This is a genomic window from Verrucomicrobiia bacterium, assembly GCA_035577545.1.
Classification (GTDB): Bacteria; Verrucomicrobiota; Verrucomicrobiia; order Palsa-1439; family Palsa-1439; genus Palsa-1439.
Genome location: DATLVI010000030.1, coordinates 13,017 through 29,015, shown reverse-complemented (window position 1 = coordinate 29,015; position 15,999 = coordinate 13,017). Strand labels below are relative to the sequence as shown.

Sequence of the window (15,999 nt, the reverse complement as noted above, 5' to 3'; positions counted from 1 at the left end):
TACTGCCAATTGCGGCAATACTGTGACCGTCACACATGATGCCGATGTGATCAGCGGCCAGAGCTGCGCCAACCGCTACACGATCAGTCGCGTCTACCACGCGACGGACGCCTGCGGCAATACGGCCAGCGTCACGCAGATGATCACCGTCAACGATACTATCGGGCCGGTGCTCAGCGGCGTGCCAACCGATGCGGCTGCGGCCTGTGACGCGGTGCCTGCGGCAGCGACAGTGACAGCAAACGATAATTGTGATGGCAGCGTCAGCGTGAGCTTCAGCCAGACCAGCACGCAGACCGCGAGCGGCTGCGGCCAGTTCCATTACACAATCACCCGAATCTGGACAGCCACCGATGCGTGCGGCAACGCGACGAGCGCCACTCAGACGCTCACCATCGCGGACAGCAGCGCCCCGGTGATCCACTGCCCGGTCGATCAGCAACTGGCCTGCGGTACCTCGACCGCGCCCGGACAAACCGGCACCGCGACGGCCACGGACAATTGCGATCCGAACCCGACAATCGGCTACACTGATACGCCGACCGCGGCCAATTGCACGGGGCAGGCGGGCATTGACCGCACCTGGACAGCCACGGATGCCTGTGGCAACAGTGCCAGCTGCGTCCAACACATCCGCTTCATCGATACGACGCCGCCCGTGATCAGCTGCCCGAGCGATGTGACGGTGTCCAACGACACGGGTGAGTGTTACGCCAGTGGTGTGATCCTGGGCACGCCGACGGCCAGCGACAACTGCGCGAGTAGCGGCGTGGTGGTCAACGATGCGCCGGCGCAATTCCCCATCGGCACCAACCGGGTGGTTTGGACAGTCACCGACGACTGCGGCAACAGCGCCACGTGCACGCAACTGGTGATCGTGGTGGACAGCCGACCGGCACCATGGTTCCGCATCGTGAGCATCAAGATGGAAGGCGGCGATGTCCGCGTAACGTGGACCGCAACCGGCGGCAGCACCAACGTACTTCAGGCCGCCTCGAGCCTCAGTGGCAACTCGTCGAACAGTTTCGCGGACATCAGCACGCCAATTGTGACGGTTGGATGCGGTGAGGTGACGACGAATTGGCTCGATATCGGCGCTGCATCCGGCACACCGGCACGCTACTATCGCGTTCGGTTGGTACCTTGAGCATGATCGAGCGGCGGCGAAACCGTCAAACGGTGAGGGGAGCGAGCGTCCCCCACCTTGTAGGGACTGGTAATTCGCGCGAGAATCATGTGGAGATGAAAAGGCACCGTTGGACTCGAATGAAAGAACTGGCGAGTAGAGCGGCGAGTTGGTTGACCAGTGCGGGTATGATGTGTGCGCTGGCGTGCAGCGGTTGTGAAAGATCGGCCACAACGACTCCCTCCGCGGATTCCACTCCCACATCCCGACCGCCAATTGTTACCGAGAATCTCCCGCACGTGGTTGAGCAGTCAAGTATCAAGCGGCAAAGGAACAGCCAGGCCCCCCGCGAGATATCGATCTGGGACACGAATTCAGCACCGACTGTCGCACTCCGTTCCGCAAGTGCGGCCCACAACGCGACGCCCCCATCCACTGTATTACCTGGAGTCGCGCAGGGTCTGTTGGCCCGTCTAGCGAAGATCGATCTGAGTCACGGCAGGATTTCCCAGGAACAAGCAAAAGAAGTAAATCAGTTGCTGCAGCAATTGAGGGAACAGGGATCATCCGCCATACCCGCGATTCAGGAGTTTCTGCAACGAGGGGAAGATGTGAACTTCGACGCGCTGGCCGGCGGCGGGTCAGTAGACTTCAGTTCATTACGACTTGGTTTGGTGGACGCCTTGCATGAGATTGGCGGACCAGAGGCGGTCGCAGCGTCTGCCGCTGCGCTCCAGGGGACAACCGACCCGCTGGAAGTTGCCCTGTTGGCACTGACTTTGGAACAACAAGCGCCTGGGGAATACCGTCAACTTGAGCTGACCGCGGCGCGCAACGCATTGACGCAGGCTCTCAGCGGCAACTGGAAAGGCGGCGACATCAGCCCGTTGTTTGAGACGTTCCAGGCTCTTGGCGACGCCAACGACGTTTCGCTGTTAAAGCAGGCGGTCACGAAGTGGAACTATTACCCGACACTGGCGTTAGCGGGACTGCCAAACGGGGTGGGAATTCCCGCGTTGATCCAACTCGCGCAAGATCCCGCCATCAGCTCACTAGGAAGTGGTGACTTTGCCCTGCGGCCATTGGCGCAAGCTGCGCTGCAATACCCGGACGCAGCGGGTGCACTAGTCGATGACGCTCGTCAAAACCGCGTCCCTGCTTCAGCGTGGCCAACCGTCGGCGCATCATTGGCGGGAACTTACATTCAGTATGGGAATCAACTGTTTGGGAGCACAGCTCCTTCTTTGGACTGGTCGGCCACAGAAATTAACCAGCGTATTGCTTTGGTCAATCAGTTGCTCGCGGCCACTTCCAGCCCTGTGGCCCGCCAGTCTCTGCAATCCGCTTTGACCTCGCTATCAAGCAGGTTGTCAAAGTAGCACTCCCAACGCGTGTCAGGCCGCGGGTTGACAATACCATCTTCTGGAAACTCGCCGCTGCGTCGTTGGTCTGGCGCTCTTATGTAATCATCGAAAACCGAATCAAAAAGACCCTACCGCGATCCCGGGGGCTGGCTCTTTTCACCGCCTGGCGCAGCAACGGCCTGCGGTCTAGCGGTTGGATCCGAAACTACGGCTCGAATCCGTCATTGACGGTCGAAACCATGTTGTTCGTCCTGCCACCGATGCCTTGGAGAATAACTATCCCTACAATCGAGATGAGGAAGAGGATAACGGCGTACTCCGTAAGAGTCCCACCCGACTTGGCACTCAGTTTTCTGAGCAACTTTCGTTGTTTTCTGTTCATTTTTCTCCCTTACGAACAGTCCATCCCCAAGCCATGCTAACCATACAGCTTTTATCAAGAATTGCCAATTAATTCGGCTGATTCTTTTCGAAACGATTCTCGACGCCGCAGTCTAAAAACAGGAGCTAATGGGCTGGAGCACAAGGTGTTGCATCTTTGCGCGAAATCGACACAGGCGAGAACAGCTCCACCATCGACACCAGTGCCGCCGAGCCGCAGAAGTATTACCGCATCAAGCTCACGTACCAATAATCCGATCAAGGGCGCAGCAGGATCGAGTCGATCGTTGAACACGAAACCAAATGGCCATGCTCACAACCTGATGAACGACCCCCCTGCGGCTGCGCGCTCCTTTTCTTCGCTGATCCGTTGTGGATTGTAAGACCGGGTGGGTAATACGTGTTCCGTCAGTCGGATACTCACCACTGGCAGTGCGAACCAAGATCCGCGATCTGCATCGGGATCACGACGGCTCGTGTCTTGCCGTTCCGCCGTGTAGGTCTCTGACAAGCCCGACAAACAGGAACTACGTTTCGTGCCAGTCATCAATCGCGCCGGTCTCTTCGGTATGGCCGGCCGAATCTCGCAGCGCCGAGATTAGTTGAGCATACTAACCGCACCGGATTCGAATTGGCAAAAAATGGCAAATCAATGGCATTTCCGTGCTATTCCTTGCTTCTCGTTGCAAACTCGGTGAAGTGAGAAACACGCAAGCGGGCGTGTCGCTTCCGCACTTTCCTAGCAAATCCGCAAGGTCGGGAAAAACCGTACAGGCCGCTTCCGAAGACCGATGCTCTATCCAGTTGAGCTACGGGCGCAAAAGAAGATGGGGTGACCGACGGGATTTGAACCCGCGACAGCCAGATCCACAATCTGGAGCTCTACCAGGCTGAGCTACGGCCACCATCTCAACGCAATGCATTGCTTGAAGAGACGCGAATTTAGCATTGCGGCGCTATGGGGGTCAAGTTATCGTGCGAAACCTCCGTGGAGGAGGCATTCGAGCCGTGATGAAAAAGATTGCGCTTCTTATCCTGACCCTGGCGCTTGCGCAAGGCGCGTCCGGGCAGGTTGATATTGAATCTCGACGGACGCTGACCCTGCAGACGAGTTTTCCCCTCCGGGGCGAAGAACAGCCAAATGCGTTCGGGTACTATTGGTTCAACGAGAATAACTATCCGTGGACGAATACAGCGCTACGGGTGATCTTTGCGGGCATTTTCGGGGATACGGAACTGAGCTACTTCCTGCCGGCGAATACCAATATTGCCATCGGCGCGGGTTTGGGTGGCGGTTTATACATTGATAGCATTACCCCTTATCAGGATGGCGAACGCCTGGCAAAGCAGCAGTTTTATGGCGACGTAATCACAGCGCGCACGTTTGTCAATGACACGATACCGAATCCCACGCCGCTGCCGCTGAACCTGCGCGCCACTTATAGTATTACGGGCTCATTCTTCCGCAAGACCGATACCACCGCCAACTTCACCATCCCGAACGACTTTTACACGCAATCGCTGACAGCCGAGTTCCGGTTTGGCGGCATCGAACCGGGACTCACCGCGCGGCGTGGCGCCGAACTTTACGTGGCAGCGGACGCGAACTATCGCAGTGGCTTCGATGCGTTTGGACCGGATGGGTCACTGTTACCGGCGCACGTGCAGTATGACCGCGTTTACGGTTCTCTGTCCGCGAAAATTCCCGTTCAGCAGACAACTTTCTACGCGCGCGTGGGCGGCGGGTTGGGCGAGGACCTGGACGAACTTAGCGCCTACAAGGTGGGTGGGAATCTACTCGGCGTCGAGCCGTTCACAGTGACCGTGCATGGCTATTTTGTGCGCGAGTTTTTCGCGTCCGACTTCGGCGTCGCCAATCTCGAGGTCAACCAGCAGCTTACGCAGGAACATGCTGTGACCGTCCATCTCTATGGAGATTGGGCCGTCGTGAAGCCCGTGCCCCCCGCCACGCCCGATTGGGACAACATCTTCGGTATCGGCGCCGGCCTGAGCTTCCGGGCAATCAAGGACATCGATTGGTTGATTAGCTACGGCTACGGCGTCAACGCCATTCGTGACGGTAACCGCGGCGGCCACGAGATCGGTGTCGCACTGCAGAAACAATTCTGAGGCCGGCCGCCAAACTTCGGATTTACACGTTCCCTCGGCGGGGTATACTGCGTTTGTGAACCGCATTCGTCTTCTTCCCGAACACGTCGCCAACCAGATCGCCGCGGGCGAAGTGGTCGAGCGCCCCGCCTCGGTCGTGAAGGAGTTGGTGGAGAACTCGCTCGACGCGGAAGCCCGGCGCGTCACGGTCACGATCAAAAACGGCGGACGCTCGCTCATCAACGTTGCCGACGATGGCTACGGCATGGGCCGCGACGACGCGCTACTGGCGTTGGAACCGCACGCGACGAGCAAGATTTCCAAAGCGGAAGACCTGCACAGCATCACGTCACTCGGCTTCCGGGGCGAGGCGATCCCGAGCATCGCGGCGGTTTCCCGGTTCACGCTCACGAGCCGCGAGCGCGGCAACCTGAGTGGTACGCAGATTGAGATCGCCGCCGGCAAGATTCTTTCCGTGACGGACGTGGGGGCTGCGGAAGGGACGGTGGTGGAGGTGCGCAATCTCTTCTTCAACCTGCCCGCGCGCCGCAAGTTTCTGCGTTCGATACCAACCGAGACGGCGCATATCGAGCACATCGTGACGCTGTGCGCGCTGGCACATTCTCAGGTGGCGTTCCGGTTGGTCGTCGATGGCCGCGAAGTCTTCAACCTCGCGCCGACCAAAGACCTCCTCGGTCGCCTGCGCGAACTCCATGGCGCCCGGCTCGCCGAAGAACTGCTTGCCGTCGATTTGACACGTGGGGATGTGCGGGTCACGGGATTCATCGGCAAGCCCGGCGTGAGCCGCGCCGATCGCCGCCAACAGCATCTCTTTGTGAACGAACGGCCCGTCGAGAGCAAAGGCATCAACTACGCGCTGCTCGAGGGGTATCACACGGCGTTGATGAGGGGAAAATTCCCGGTAACGTTCCTGTTCCTCGATATCGATCCCGAGGTGGTGGATGTAAATATCCATCCTGCCAAGCGCGAGGTGCGTTTCCGCGATGAGTTCGCCGTGCGCCAGTGTGTGATCGATGCGGTCCGTGCCGCTTTGGAGCCGGAAGTTGCGGGCTTGCACCCGGTTCAAAACGAGGGCTGGCCGAAAGCCGAGCATCGCGTTTTCGCGGCACCACCGGGCGTCTCACCCGTGCGACCGACAGATCCTCCCCCGTTGGTCCTGCGGACGACAACCGACTCGACGAGTCAACCTCACCAACACCCGACGATGCCTTTGCCATTGACGGGTGAGGTATCGGCCGAACCATCGACCCAGATCCGTACCGAGGAAGGTTTGTGGCGGATCCTCGGTGTGATCGGGCAGCTCTACGTCTTGATCGAATCGCCGGAAGGGCTGGTGCTGATGGATCAACACGCGGCGCACGAGCGTGTGCTCTTCGAGAAGATGCTGCGGGAACTGGAAACCGATTCCGCGCCCGCGCAGAAGCTCTTGTTGCCGCTCACGCTTGAATTGGACGCACGCGATGCGGCGTTCCTCCACGCCAATCAGAAAACGCTGCACAAACTGGGCATCGGTGTGAGTGAGTTTGGCGAAAAGACTTTCTTGGTAGACGCGTTGCCGCCGTATTTTTCCACGTCAAACCTTGCGCAGACATTTCGCAATATCATCGACGAATTGCGACAAACGGGTGAGGAGGTGCACGCGCGACGGTTGAGTGAGGACAAAATCGCCACGACTGTCTGCCGCCACGCGGTGAAGGCCCATGACCCGTTGCGGGGCGAGGAACTGCGCGCGCTGTTGCAGCAACTTCACCAGTGCGAATTACCCTACACATGCCCGCACGGTCGTCCGACCATGATTCAGATGTCGTATGCCGAACTGGAGAAGAAATTTGGAAGGAAAGCGTGAGCACGAATTGTCCCCGTTGCGGGAAACCTCTCGAAGAACAACAACTGGACACCCTGTCGCTTCGTTGTTGTCGTGGCTGCAAGGGGATGTTGATGCTGCACACCGATTTGACTGACGTGCTGGAGAAAAGTTGGCACGCGGTGCCATGTGAGACGGCGGAAACGACTGAATTTCGTCCGACCGAGGGTTGGCAAAATGAGCCGAAGTTCCCCTGTCCTGATTGCCGCCAGGCAATGGAAAAGTATGGCTACATGGGTATTGGCGCCATCCAGATTGACCGTTGCGATCCGTGCGCGTTGGTTTGGCTCGACGCCGACGAGTTGCAGAACATGGTACTGGCACTCGCGAAAGCGAACCACCGCTCCGAAACGGCCTGGCAGGAATCCAAAAAACAGAATTGGGACATCATCACTCCCGCTGATCTGTCAGACCCCCGTGCCAGAATTGCGGGCGGTGGTCGCTGGTGGTTATACGATGCCGGCGGTTACCAATTGGGGCCGGCCTTCCAACTCCTTAGTTTGCTTTTCCGCTAGGCTTTTGCTAGCCTGCCAGCAAGCTTATGGTCAGGATGCTGCGGGGAATTACTCTCGGCTTGGGATTGTTGATGGGCAGCGCGTTTGCGTTCGCAGGTCCTGCCGATATTCCGGTCACCTTTCAGATCACTACGAACACGACGCTTGGCAGCAGCATGTTCGTGTTGGGCAACATCCCGCAGTTGTCCAACTCAAACATGATCAACGCCATCAAGCTGGTGCCGAATAGTTGTGTCGGATCTGTATGCACCTGGTCCGTAAGCATTGGCATCCTCCAAGGCACAAGCTACGAGTACAAGTTTGTGAAACGCGGCGACTGCGCGACGTGTTACAGCAATCCGAGCAACGGCACGTACGAGCCCGGCGCGAATCGCACGGGTTCAACGCCCGCCGGGCCTGCGGCGCCGTGGAGCGGCAAGACGGTTTTTTATTACTCAAGTTGGTCAAGCGTTTCGCTATTGTACTCGAACACCGCGACAGCGAATTTCGTCGTTCAACCCATGCTGGCAGTCGGACCAGGGCGCGGCGGCACCGAGAAACTATGGCGCGCGGATGCCATCAACCGCGCCGGTGAGACGAATTTGGTATTTGTGTTCACTGACAACCAGGGCCACTACGACAATCCGGACGGGATCGGCGGGCGCAACTACGAGACACCGCTGGATGCGATGTTCGTGCAGGACGGACAGGTATACAACTATTGGCCGCCGCCGTTTGTGAGCACGAACCGGGTTGAGACTTTTACGTTGAACTCCACGAACCTCGCCAGTCGCACGATCCGCGTTTATCTGCCACGCGGCTATAATGAGAATACGGCGAAGCGCTACCCCGTGTTGTATATGCACGACGGGCAGAATCTGTTTCTCGGAATGGGGCCGTTCGGGTGCTGGAACGCGGATACCAACGCCAACAACTTGATCCGCTTCAGCAAAATGCGCGAAACAATCATCGTCGGAGTGGACAATTCGAGCGATCGGTTCTGTGAATACGCACCGCCCGGCTGTACCTACAGCCAGTGCAACACACCACGCGGCGACAAGTACGCCTCCCTGTTGGTCGATGAACTGAAGCCGATCATCGACGCTAATTACCGGACGCTACCCGACCCGGATGATACGGGTGTGCTTGGGTCTTCTCTCGGCGGCTTGATCTCTGCGTATCTGGGTTGGCAACGTTCGGGCACGTTTCACAAAATCGGAGCCATGTCGTCCTCGTTTGATATTTGTTTCCCGATTCCCGCGCCGGATTCGAAGCGGCCGATTCGCATCTACCTCGATAGCGGCAACATGGATGCGCAGGGCACGGTCGGCTCCAGCGATGATTTACTCTCGACCGTCGGCGAGCGTGATAAACTTATGCAGAACGGTTACGCCTTCAATCTCGATCTGGATCACACGATTGGCTACGGCCATTGGCACAATGAACAGTGGTGGAATGCCCGTTCGCCGCGCTGCTTCACCTTCCTGTTCCCGACCAGCGATGAGCCGGATACGGTTCTGGATGCCGCTACGCCGCCGCGGATTACGAATCTACAACTCGCAGGCCCAAGCAATGTGGTGACCTGGACGAGTTATCGATTGCGAAGGTACGCGGTGCAAGGTGTCACGAGTGAGCAGTATTCGAGTTCGATGACATGGAGCGACCTCTTCATCACGCCTGTACCGGAGCCTCTCTTGTGGAACTATCCAAGCGTCGGCGTCAGCAACACGTTTCATTTCCTTCGCGTGCGCGAATCGACTGTCCCAAATTGGCCGAATTGACGAGGCGCGGTGACCGGGTCATGGCTGCCGTGCCAGGACTTTGCGGGCTTCACAGACGTCGGCGGCGATTTGCATCTTCAGCGCTTCCGCCGAGACGAACTTTTGCTCGTCGCGCAATTTCGACAGAAAAAGAACCTCAATATTCTGGCCGTAGAGTTCTCGCGCGAAATCGAGGATGTGCACTTCCAGTGTTCGGCGCGGCTCCATCCCCGCGAAGGTAGGCCGTACGCCAATATTGACCACGCCACCGAATTGTTCCTCGCCGACAACCACGCGCACGGCGTATACACCATCGGGTGGGAGAACTTCGTTGTGGGGATTCAGATTCGCGGTCGGGAACCCCAACTCGCGTCCGCGCTGGTCGCCGGATTCGACGGTGCCGAGGATTGAGAATGTTCGTCCTAACATCGCCGCGGCGCGATCCAGACGACCACCCAGGACGTGCTGCCGAATCGCCGTCGAACTGATCATCTCTTCGCCGAGCATGACGGATTTAATTTCCTTGGCAACGAAACCGTAATGCGGTGCGAGGGCCTCCATCAACCGCACGTCGCCCGCGCGATCGTGGCCGAAGCGAAAGCGAGTCCCGACGCAAATCTCCTGGAGGTGATTTGTCTGACGCGCGACCGTATCGACGAAGTTTTCCGGCGGGGTAAGCGAGAATGGCTTGTCGAATGTGAGCAGCAGGCATGCGTCCACACCGAGCTTCTCCAAAAGCGTCAATTTATGCTCGGTGGAAGTCAGCAGCAACGGGGCCTTATCGGGTTGCAGAACGCGGAGCGGGTGGGGATCAAAGGTCAACACGACCGACGTGCCGCCAGCCGCTCGCGCATCATCGCCCGCCTGTCCGATCACGCGCTGATGGCCCAGATGGACACCATCGAACACGCCAATGGCCAAACACACTTTTTGGGAGTGCTTCGCCAGTTCTTCAAATGTGCGGAAAATTTGCATCAGGCGGCACTGGAACCGACAAACTTCAGGATCGGGATGATGAGCGATTTCAATTCTTCGCGCGTGAGTGTCAAAACTGTCTGGAGTTGGTGGGCTTCGTTCACATCGAACTTGCCGGACCGCGTGCGCCGCAACTCGTGGAGATGCGCGCCGCAGCCGAGCAGGTCGCCGACGTCCGAACAGATCGTTCGCACGTACGTGCCCTTCGTGCACGCCACGCGAAACGTGATGCGTGGCAGCTCGAGCCCGAGAACGCGGAGATCATAGATGTGAATGAGCCGCGGCTTGCGCTCGACCGTCTTGCCTTTGCGCGCCAGTTTATAGAGAGGCGTGCCCTGATGCTTGACCGCGCTGACCATCGGCGGAATCTGTTGGATGTCGCCGCGGAATTTGGCCAGGACCTCCTCAATGTCTTTCGCGGTGAGCGGTGGCACCGGTTTCTCAGCGATGACCTCACCGTCGGCATCCTGCGAATCCGTCGAAACGCCGAGGATCATGGCGCCTTCGTAGGCCTTGTCATCTGACATCAGACGGTCCTGCAGCTTGGTCGCACGTTCGAGGACGAGGATTAGCAGGCCCGTCGCCGCCGGGTCCAGCGTGCCGCAATGGCCCACCTTCTTGAACCCAAAATGGCGGCGCACGCGATCCACAACATCATGTGATGTCATGCCTGCGGGCTTGTCGATCAAGAGTACGCCGTCGAATGGTGAAAGCTGCGGTTGCATGGGGCCGGGGAATTAGAGTTTTGCCGCAGCCAGCGCTTCGCTCACGGCCGCAAGCACGTTGCGCTCGATCTCATGCGGTTCGCCCGAGAGACGCGCGCCGGCAGCTTCGCGGTGACCACCGCCACCGAAGCGGCGGGCGATGGAGTTCACGTCGATCTGCGCATGCTTCGAGCGCAGACTAATGCGGATCTTGCCCGGCTCGGCCATCTCCTCAAAAAGCAGAGCCACAATGACGCCTTCAATCGCGCGGGCGTAGTCAATCAACCCTTCCGTGTCCTCGCGCTTGGCTCCGGACTCCTCGAACATCTCGACCGTGACCCACGTGTAGGCGATGCGCTTGTGGTCGGTCAGTTGGAGTTGCGCGAGCGCCTTTTGCAACAGCATAAGCCGCGCATACGGATAGCTTTCGTAGACCTGGCGGCAAATCTCGCCGACATTGATTCCCGTATCGACCAGTTTGGCAGCGACACGGAGTGATTCGGAGGTCGTGCCGGTGTAGCTGAAAGAACCCGTGTCCGTCGAAATGGCCGCGAACAGGCACGTTGCGATTTCCTTCGTCAACGTGAAGCTGCCCCGATTGATTAAATCGTAGGCGATTTGCCCGGCCGCGGGTGCTTCGGGCACAATCCAGTTAATTTCAGCGAACTTCTCATTGCTGACGTGATGGTCGATATTGATGAAGTGCTTCTTGTTGCGGATACGCTGGGCTGCTGAACCAACCCGCTGCCACGTGGACGTGTCAATGGCGATAACGACATCGAAATCCTTCGGCTCGGCTGGCGGCCGAGTGATCCGACCGGCATGTGGCAGAAAACGGAATTTCGCGGGCACCTCGTCGTCATTCCAGGCTTCGACGGTCTTGCCGAGATCCTGCAGCAAGAGGAGGAGTGCCAACTGCGAGCCCACCGCGTCACCGTCGGGGCGGTAGTGGGTGAGCACCAGGAACGTCTTCTGGCTCCGCAGCAACTCGCAAATCTGTTGGCAGGCATCACTCATCGGCTGGTTCGCTTCCAAGTTCGTCGAGCAGATGCTCAATGTGGCTGGCATGCGCCTCGGTTTCGTCGAGAAAGAACTTCAGTCGCGGCGTGTATTTGAGGACGATGCGGTGTGCCAACTCGTGCTGGATGTGGCCGTGCCGGCGGTCCAGTGTATCAAGGGCACGTTGCTTCTGTTCCGCCGAACCGATCACGCTCATATAAATGCGCCCTTCCTTGAGGTCGGGGCTGATCTTCGCGGCGGTGATCGTGACGAAACCGCAATCGGCGAGGTTCAACTCCAGCACGATCTGGCTGACCTCGCGTTTGACCAATTCAGAGACTCGTTCAATTCGATGACTGCTCATGGTAATGATGGCCCCGGGAAGGAGAAGAGCGGGCGACACGACCTGAATCATTCCGTGTTTCGTCCTCCGCGTTGGGCGGTTGAGTTATCGGTTACAGACTCGCCGCGACTTTTTCGACCGTGTAACACTCCAGGATGTCGCCCTCCTGGATTCCGGGGAAATTCTCCAGCCGCAAGCCACACTCCGACCCGGCTTTCGCCTCCCGGACGTCGTCTTGAAAATGTTTGAGACTCGAGATACGTCCCTCATACTGTACAGCCTTGCGGCGCAGCAGGCGGACCCGTGCGCTCCGCGCGATGCGGCCATCGGTGACAACACACCCCGCTACCGCCGGTCCCTTGGATAGCTCGAATACCTTCCGCACTTCCGCGTGCCCGATCACGATTTCCTTTGAATCGGGCTCCAGCAGCCCTTCCATCGATTCCTCGACCTGTTCGATCAACTCATAGATGATCGTGTACAGTCTGATTTGCACGTCCTCGTGCTTCGCCGCGTCCGTGACGCCGCTCTCTGGTTTTACACGAAACCCGATGATGACAGCGGATGAAGCGCTGGCGAGTAGGACGTCATTTTCGGTGATGCTGCCAACCGCGCCATGGATGATTTCGAGTTCGATCTTCTCGCTCTTCAGTTTGCCGAGTGAATCGGCAATGGCCTCGAGCGAGCCTTGCACGTCGGCCTTGAGGACGAGGTTCAGTTTCTTCCGCTCGCCGTCCTTGAATTGCGTGAAGAGATCTTCGAGCCGTGAGCCGCGGGCCTGTCCCAGCATCGCGCCCCGCGCTTCGAGTTCGCGTTGTTCGCTGAGGGCGCGGGCTTCCTTGTCGTTCTTCATGACGTTAAACTCCGCGCCGGCATCCGGGAGGCCCGAGAGCCCGACAATCTTTACCGGCGTCGAGGGCGGGGCCTCCTTGATGCGCTGGCCCTTATCGTTGATCAATGCACGGATCTTCGCCCAGAACGGGCCGCACACGATACCGTCCCCGACCCGCAGCGTGCCTTTGCGAACCAGCACGGTGGCGGTCGGTCCCATGCCCGGCTCAATCTGCGCCTCGATCACGTTGCCTTTCGCCGGAACTTTCGGGCTGGCCTTCAGCTCCATGATCTCGGCTTGCAACAGGATCATCTCCAATAAGGTGTCGATGCCCTTCTTCGTTGTTGCGGAGACTTCGACGGTAATGGTTTCGCCGCCCCAGGACTCGGGACTGAGACCGTGCTCCTGCAACTGTTTCTTCACCCGGTCAGGGTTGGCGGTCGGCAAATCGCATTTGTTGATGGCCACGAGGATCGGAACCTGGGCGGCCTTGGCGTGATTGAGGGCCTCGATGGTCTGCGGCATGATGCCATCATCCGCGGCGACGACGAGGATCGCGATGTCGGTGACATTCGCGCCGCGCGCGCGCATCTTGGTGAAGGCCTCGTGGCCCGGCGTATCGAGAAACGTGATGGACTTGCCGTCTGGCAGTGAGACAACGCTCGCGCCAATGTGTTGTGTGATCCCGCCACTTTCATGGGCGACAACGTCTGTTTTCCGGATCGCGTCGAGGAGCGAGGTCTTGCCATGGTCGACATGGCCCATGACGGTTACCACCGGTGGTCGCGGCATCAAGTCGCTGGCTTGTTCTCCCACCTCGAGCGGTTCAACCTTCTTGGGCGGGGCGTGAACCATGCCGGCGCCTCGTTCGCGTTTTTCCAGTTCGAAGAGGAAGCCGTGACGTTCACAAATCTTGCGCGCGATGTCTTCGCCAATGCTCTCGGAAGGGTTCGCGAAAACGTTCATCGTCATCAACTCGGCCAGGAGGACGTGCGACTTGATGCCAATGCGCTGAGCCAGGTCGCGCACGATCACGGGCGGCTTCATCTGCACCACTTTGTTGCCCTTGTCGTCCAGGATGAACGCAGGCTGTGCCGGCGTCGCGGGTGCGGGGGAAGTGGGTCGCGGTGCCGGAGCAGGTGGTGCTACCGGCCGGTGCGCCGTCGTAATCTTTACCGTTGGCTGCGGTGTGGGCGCGGGCCGAGCCGGCGCCGGAGGTTTCGGAGCGGCGACAGGCGCTGGCGCCTGAAAGGTTGCCGGCGGAACAACAACCTTTGGCGGTGCCGGCTGGGCCGTTTCCGGAATCGTCTTTGGCGGCTCAGCAACGGGCACGGGAGCCGGGACTGTGGCAACCGTCGCGGCGCCGTCGGTTTTCTCCGTTGCGATCGCCGCGGGTGTAACGGCCGGGGTGACGGGCGCTTCTGGTGCGGGCGGTGGAGGCGGTGTCGGTGCGACGTATCCGTATTCCTTCTCGATCGACTCGGCCGTGATCTTGTCGACGGTGCTCGAGTGGCTCTTTACGGGATAATTCATCGCATGCAGCTTTTCGATCATGTCCTTGTTCGAAAGGCCGCAACGTTTTGCCAACTCGTGTACGCGAATACTCATTACGCCTTTGGTTCACCCTCCGCGGGCTGGGCGGCTTCACGCCGTTCCTGCTCCGCATTGGCGGCCTGCTGCGCCGCCGCCGCTTTCTCGGCACCCAGAATATCGGTCAAATCGTTCAAATCCGCAGCGAGCAATGCTTCGAGTGAATGGAAACCGCTTTTGACCAGGACCTCGGCGGTCTCGCGATCGATGCCCTGGATCGTCATGATTTCCTGCACCGCTCGCGCTACTTTTTCTTCGAAGCCGAGTTCGGCGGTCTCTTCCTTCTCGATCTCGATGTTCCAACTGGTCAGTTTGGCGGTCAGGCGCGCGTTCTGACCCTTCTTGCCAATCGCCAGCGAAAGCTGGTCGGGATCGACGATAATTTTAACCGAATGACGCGCTTCGTCGATGACAAGATTTCGCAGCTTGGCCGGGGCCAGCGCGTTGTTAACATACTGCCGAACATTCGGGTCCCAACGGATGATGTCGATCTTCTCGCCGCTGAGTTCGCGCACGATGTTTTTCACGCGCATTCCGCGCATGCCGACGCAGGCGCCAACGGGATCGACCTTTTCGTCGTGCGACAGGACGGCAATCTTCGTGCGATAACCCGCTTCGCGCGCGATGCCTTTGATTTCGACCGTCTTATCGGCGATTTCCGAGACTTCAAGTTCAAAAAGTTTGCGGACGAAATCAGGATGGCTGCGGGAAAGAACAATCTCCGGGCCGTGCAAGGCGTTCTCGACGCTCAGTGTGTACGCGCGAATGCGGTCGCCGGGCTGGTATTCCTCCGTGGGCACACGCTCCCGGCTGGGCATGATGCCCTCGATTTTGCCGAGATCGATGATGACGTCGCTACGCTCGAAACGGCGCACGGTGCCGGAGAGGATGTCGCCGGCCCGACCCTTGAACTCCTCGAACACCATGTTCTTTTCGACCTGGCGAATGCGCTGGAGCATGGCCTGCTTGGCGGTTTGCGCGGCGATTCGGCCAAAATTCTGCGGGGTGACCTCGATTTCGATGTTCTCGCCGAGTTGGGCGTTGGGAAAACGGCGGCGGGCGTCCGTCAACGAGATTTCATCATGCTTGTTGACGACGTTCTCGACGACCAATTGCTTCGCGAGTGCTCGAATGACACCTGTCTTGCGGTCGATCTCAATGCGGAGATCGCGCGCGGGACCGACACTTTTCTTGGAGGCCTGCAGCAAAGCCTGCTCGACCGCCTCGAACAGGATTTCCCTGTCGATGCCTTTTTCGCGCTGAAAATATTCTACCGCTACTATTAATTCACCGCTCATAAGCGTTCCGTATCCTCGTCGGCAGGAGCCTTTCAGGGAACAAAAAAGTGGGTTTTTGACCCACTGGTTCCATGCCGCCAAAATCTACCTTTAAAATATAGGGGAATCGCGGAAGTCGGTCAAGCCCATTCAGGGCCGG

13 protein-coding genes and 1 tRNA gene are annotated in these 15,999 nt (G+C 58.8%); 6 read left to right on the top strand and 8 right to left on the bottom strand.

Annotation, left to right across the window (positions count from 1 at the left end):
* A partial coding sequence (locus tag VNL17_10405; GenBank protein HXI84486.1) for an HYR domain-containing protein occupies positions 1-1,147 on the top strand: 1,147 nt, incomplete at its 5' end.
* Between the two features lie 443 nt (positions 1,148-1,590).
* Entirely contained in the window at positions 1,591-2,505 is a 915-nt protein-coding gene (locus VNL17_10400; protein ID HXI84485.1) for a hypothetical protein, read from the top strand.
* A gap of 190 nt (positions 2,506-2,695) precedes the next feature.
* Here VNL17_10400 and VNL17_10395 read toward each other — a convergent pair whose 3' ends face one another.
* Both VNL17_10395 and VNL17_10390 read right to left on the bottom strand, forming a co-directional pair.
* A complete protein-coding gene (locus tag VNL17_10395) occupies positions 2,696-2,872 on the bottom strand; it encodes a hypothetical protein (protein ID HXI84484.1) in 177 nt (58 codons plus the stop codon).
* 827 nt (positions 2,873-3,699) lie between these two features.
* Positions 3,700-3,776 (bottom strand) — tRNA-His (locus VNL17_10390).
* A 103-nt stretch (positions 3,777-3,879) separates the two neighbouring features.
* Here VNL17_10390 and VNL17_10385 point away from each other — a divergent pair.
* The 4 genes from VNL17_10385 to VNL17_10370 are packed head-to-tail and all read left to right on the top strand — an operon-like array spanning position 3,880 to position 9,140.
* On the top strand, positions 3,880-5,001 hold the full coding sequence (locus tag VNL17_10385; protein ID HXI84483.1) for a hypothetical protein: 1,122 nt from the start codon (positions 3,880-3,882) through the stop codon (positions 4,999-5,001).
* A 55-nt stretch (positions 5,002-5,056) separates the two neighbouring features.
* Positions 5,057-6,847, top strand: coding sequence for a DNA mismatch repair endonuclease MutL (mutL, locus tag VNL17_10380; protein ID HXI84482.1), 1,791 nt, complete (start codon positions 5,057-5,059; stop codon positions 6,845-6,847).
* Complete coding sequence (locus VNL17_10375) at positions 6,844-7,380, top strand: zf-TFIIB domain-containing protein (protein HXI84481.1); 537 nt, start codon at positions 6,844-6,846, stop codon at positions 7,378-7,380. Before mutL ends, VNL17_10375 begins: the two co-directional genes overlap by 4 nt.
* A 26-nt stretch (positions 7,381-7,406) precedes the next feature.
* The gene (locus VNL17_10370; protein ID HXI84480.1) at positions 7,407-9,140 is read left to right on the top strand and encodes an alpha/beta hydrolase-fold protein; all 1,734 of its coding nucleotides are present in this window, start codon (positions 7,407-7,409) and stop codon (positions 9,138-9,140) included.
* Between the two features lie 18 nt (positions 9,141-9,158).
* Here VNL17_10370 and VNL17_10365 read toward each other — a convergent pair whose 3' ends face one another.
* From VNL17_10365 to nusA, 6 genes are read right to left on the bottom strand one after another with little or no spacing between them, the layout of a single operon-like run.
* Positions 9,159-10,094, bottom strand: coding sequence for a bifunctional riboflavin kinase/FAD synthetase (locus tag VNL17_10365; protein ID HXI84479.1), 936 nt, complete (start codon positions 10,092-10,094; stop codon positions 9,159-9,161).
* Positions 10,094-10,819 carry a tRNA pseudouridine(55) synthase TruB gene (gene truB, locus VNL17_10360; GenBank protein HXI84478.1) on the bottom strand — a complete coding sequence of 242 codons (726 nt, stop codon included), beginning with the start codon at positions 10,817-10,819 and terminating at the stop codon, positions 10,094-10,096. The genes VNL17_10365 and truB overlap by 1 nt, the downstream gene beginning before the upstream one ends.
* A 12-nt stretch (positions 10,820-10,831) precedes the next feature.
* Entirely contained in the window at positions 10,832-11,866 is a 1,035-nt protein-coding gene (locus VNL17_10355; protein HXI84477.1) for a bifunctional oligoribonuclease/PAP phosphatase NrnA, read from the bottom strand.
* Entirely contained in the window at positions 11,808-12,212 is a 405-nt protein-coding gene (gene rbfA / locus VNL17_10350) for a 30S ribosome-binding factor RbfA (protein ID HXI84476.1), read from the bottom strand. The genes VNL17_10355 and rbfA overlap by 59 nt, the downstream gene beginning before the upstream one ends.
* A gap of 40 nt (positions 12,213-12,252) precedes the next feature.
* Complete coding sequence (gene infB / locus VNL17_10345) at positions 12,253-14,580, bottom strand: translation initiation factor IF-2 (GenBank protein HXI84475.1); 2,328 nt, start codon at positions 14,578-14,580, stop codon at positions 12,253-12,255.
* On the bottom strand, positions 14,580-15,860 hold the full coding sequence (gene nusA / locus VNL17_10340; GenBank protein HXI84474.1) for a transcription termination factor NusA: 1,281 nt from the start codon (positions 15,858-15,860) through the stop codon (positions 14,580-14,582). The genes infB and nusA overlap by 1 nt, the downstream gene beginning before the upstream one ends.
* Positions 15,861-15,999 lie beyond the last annotated feature (139 nt).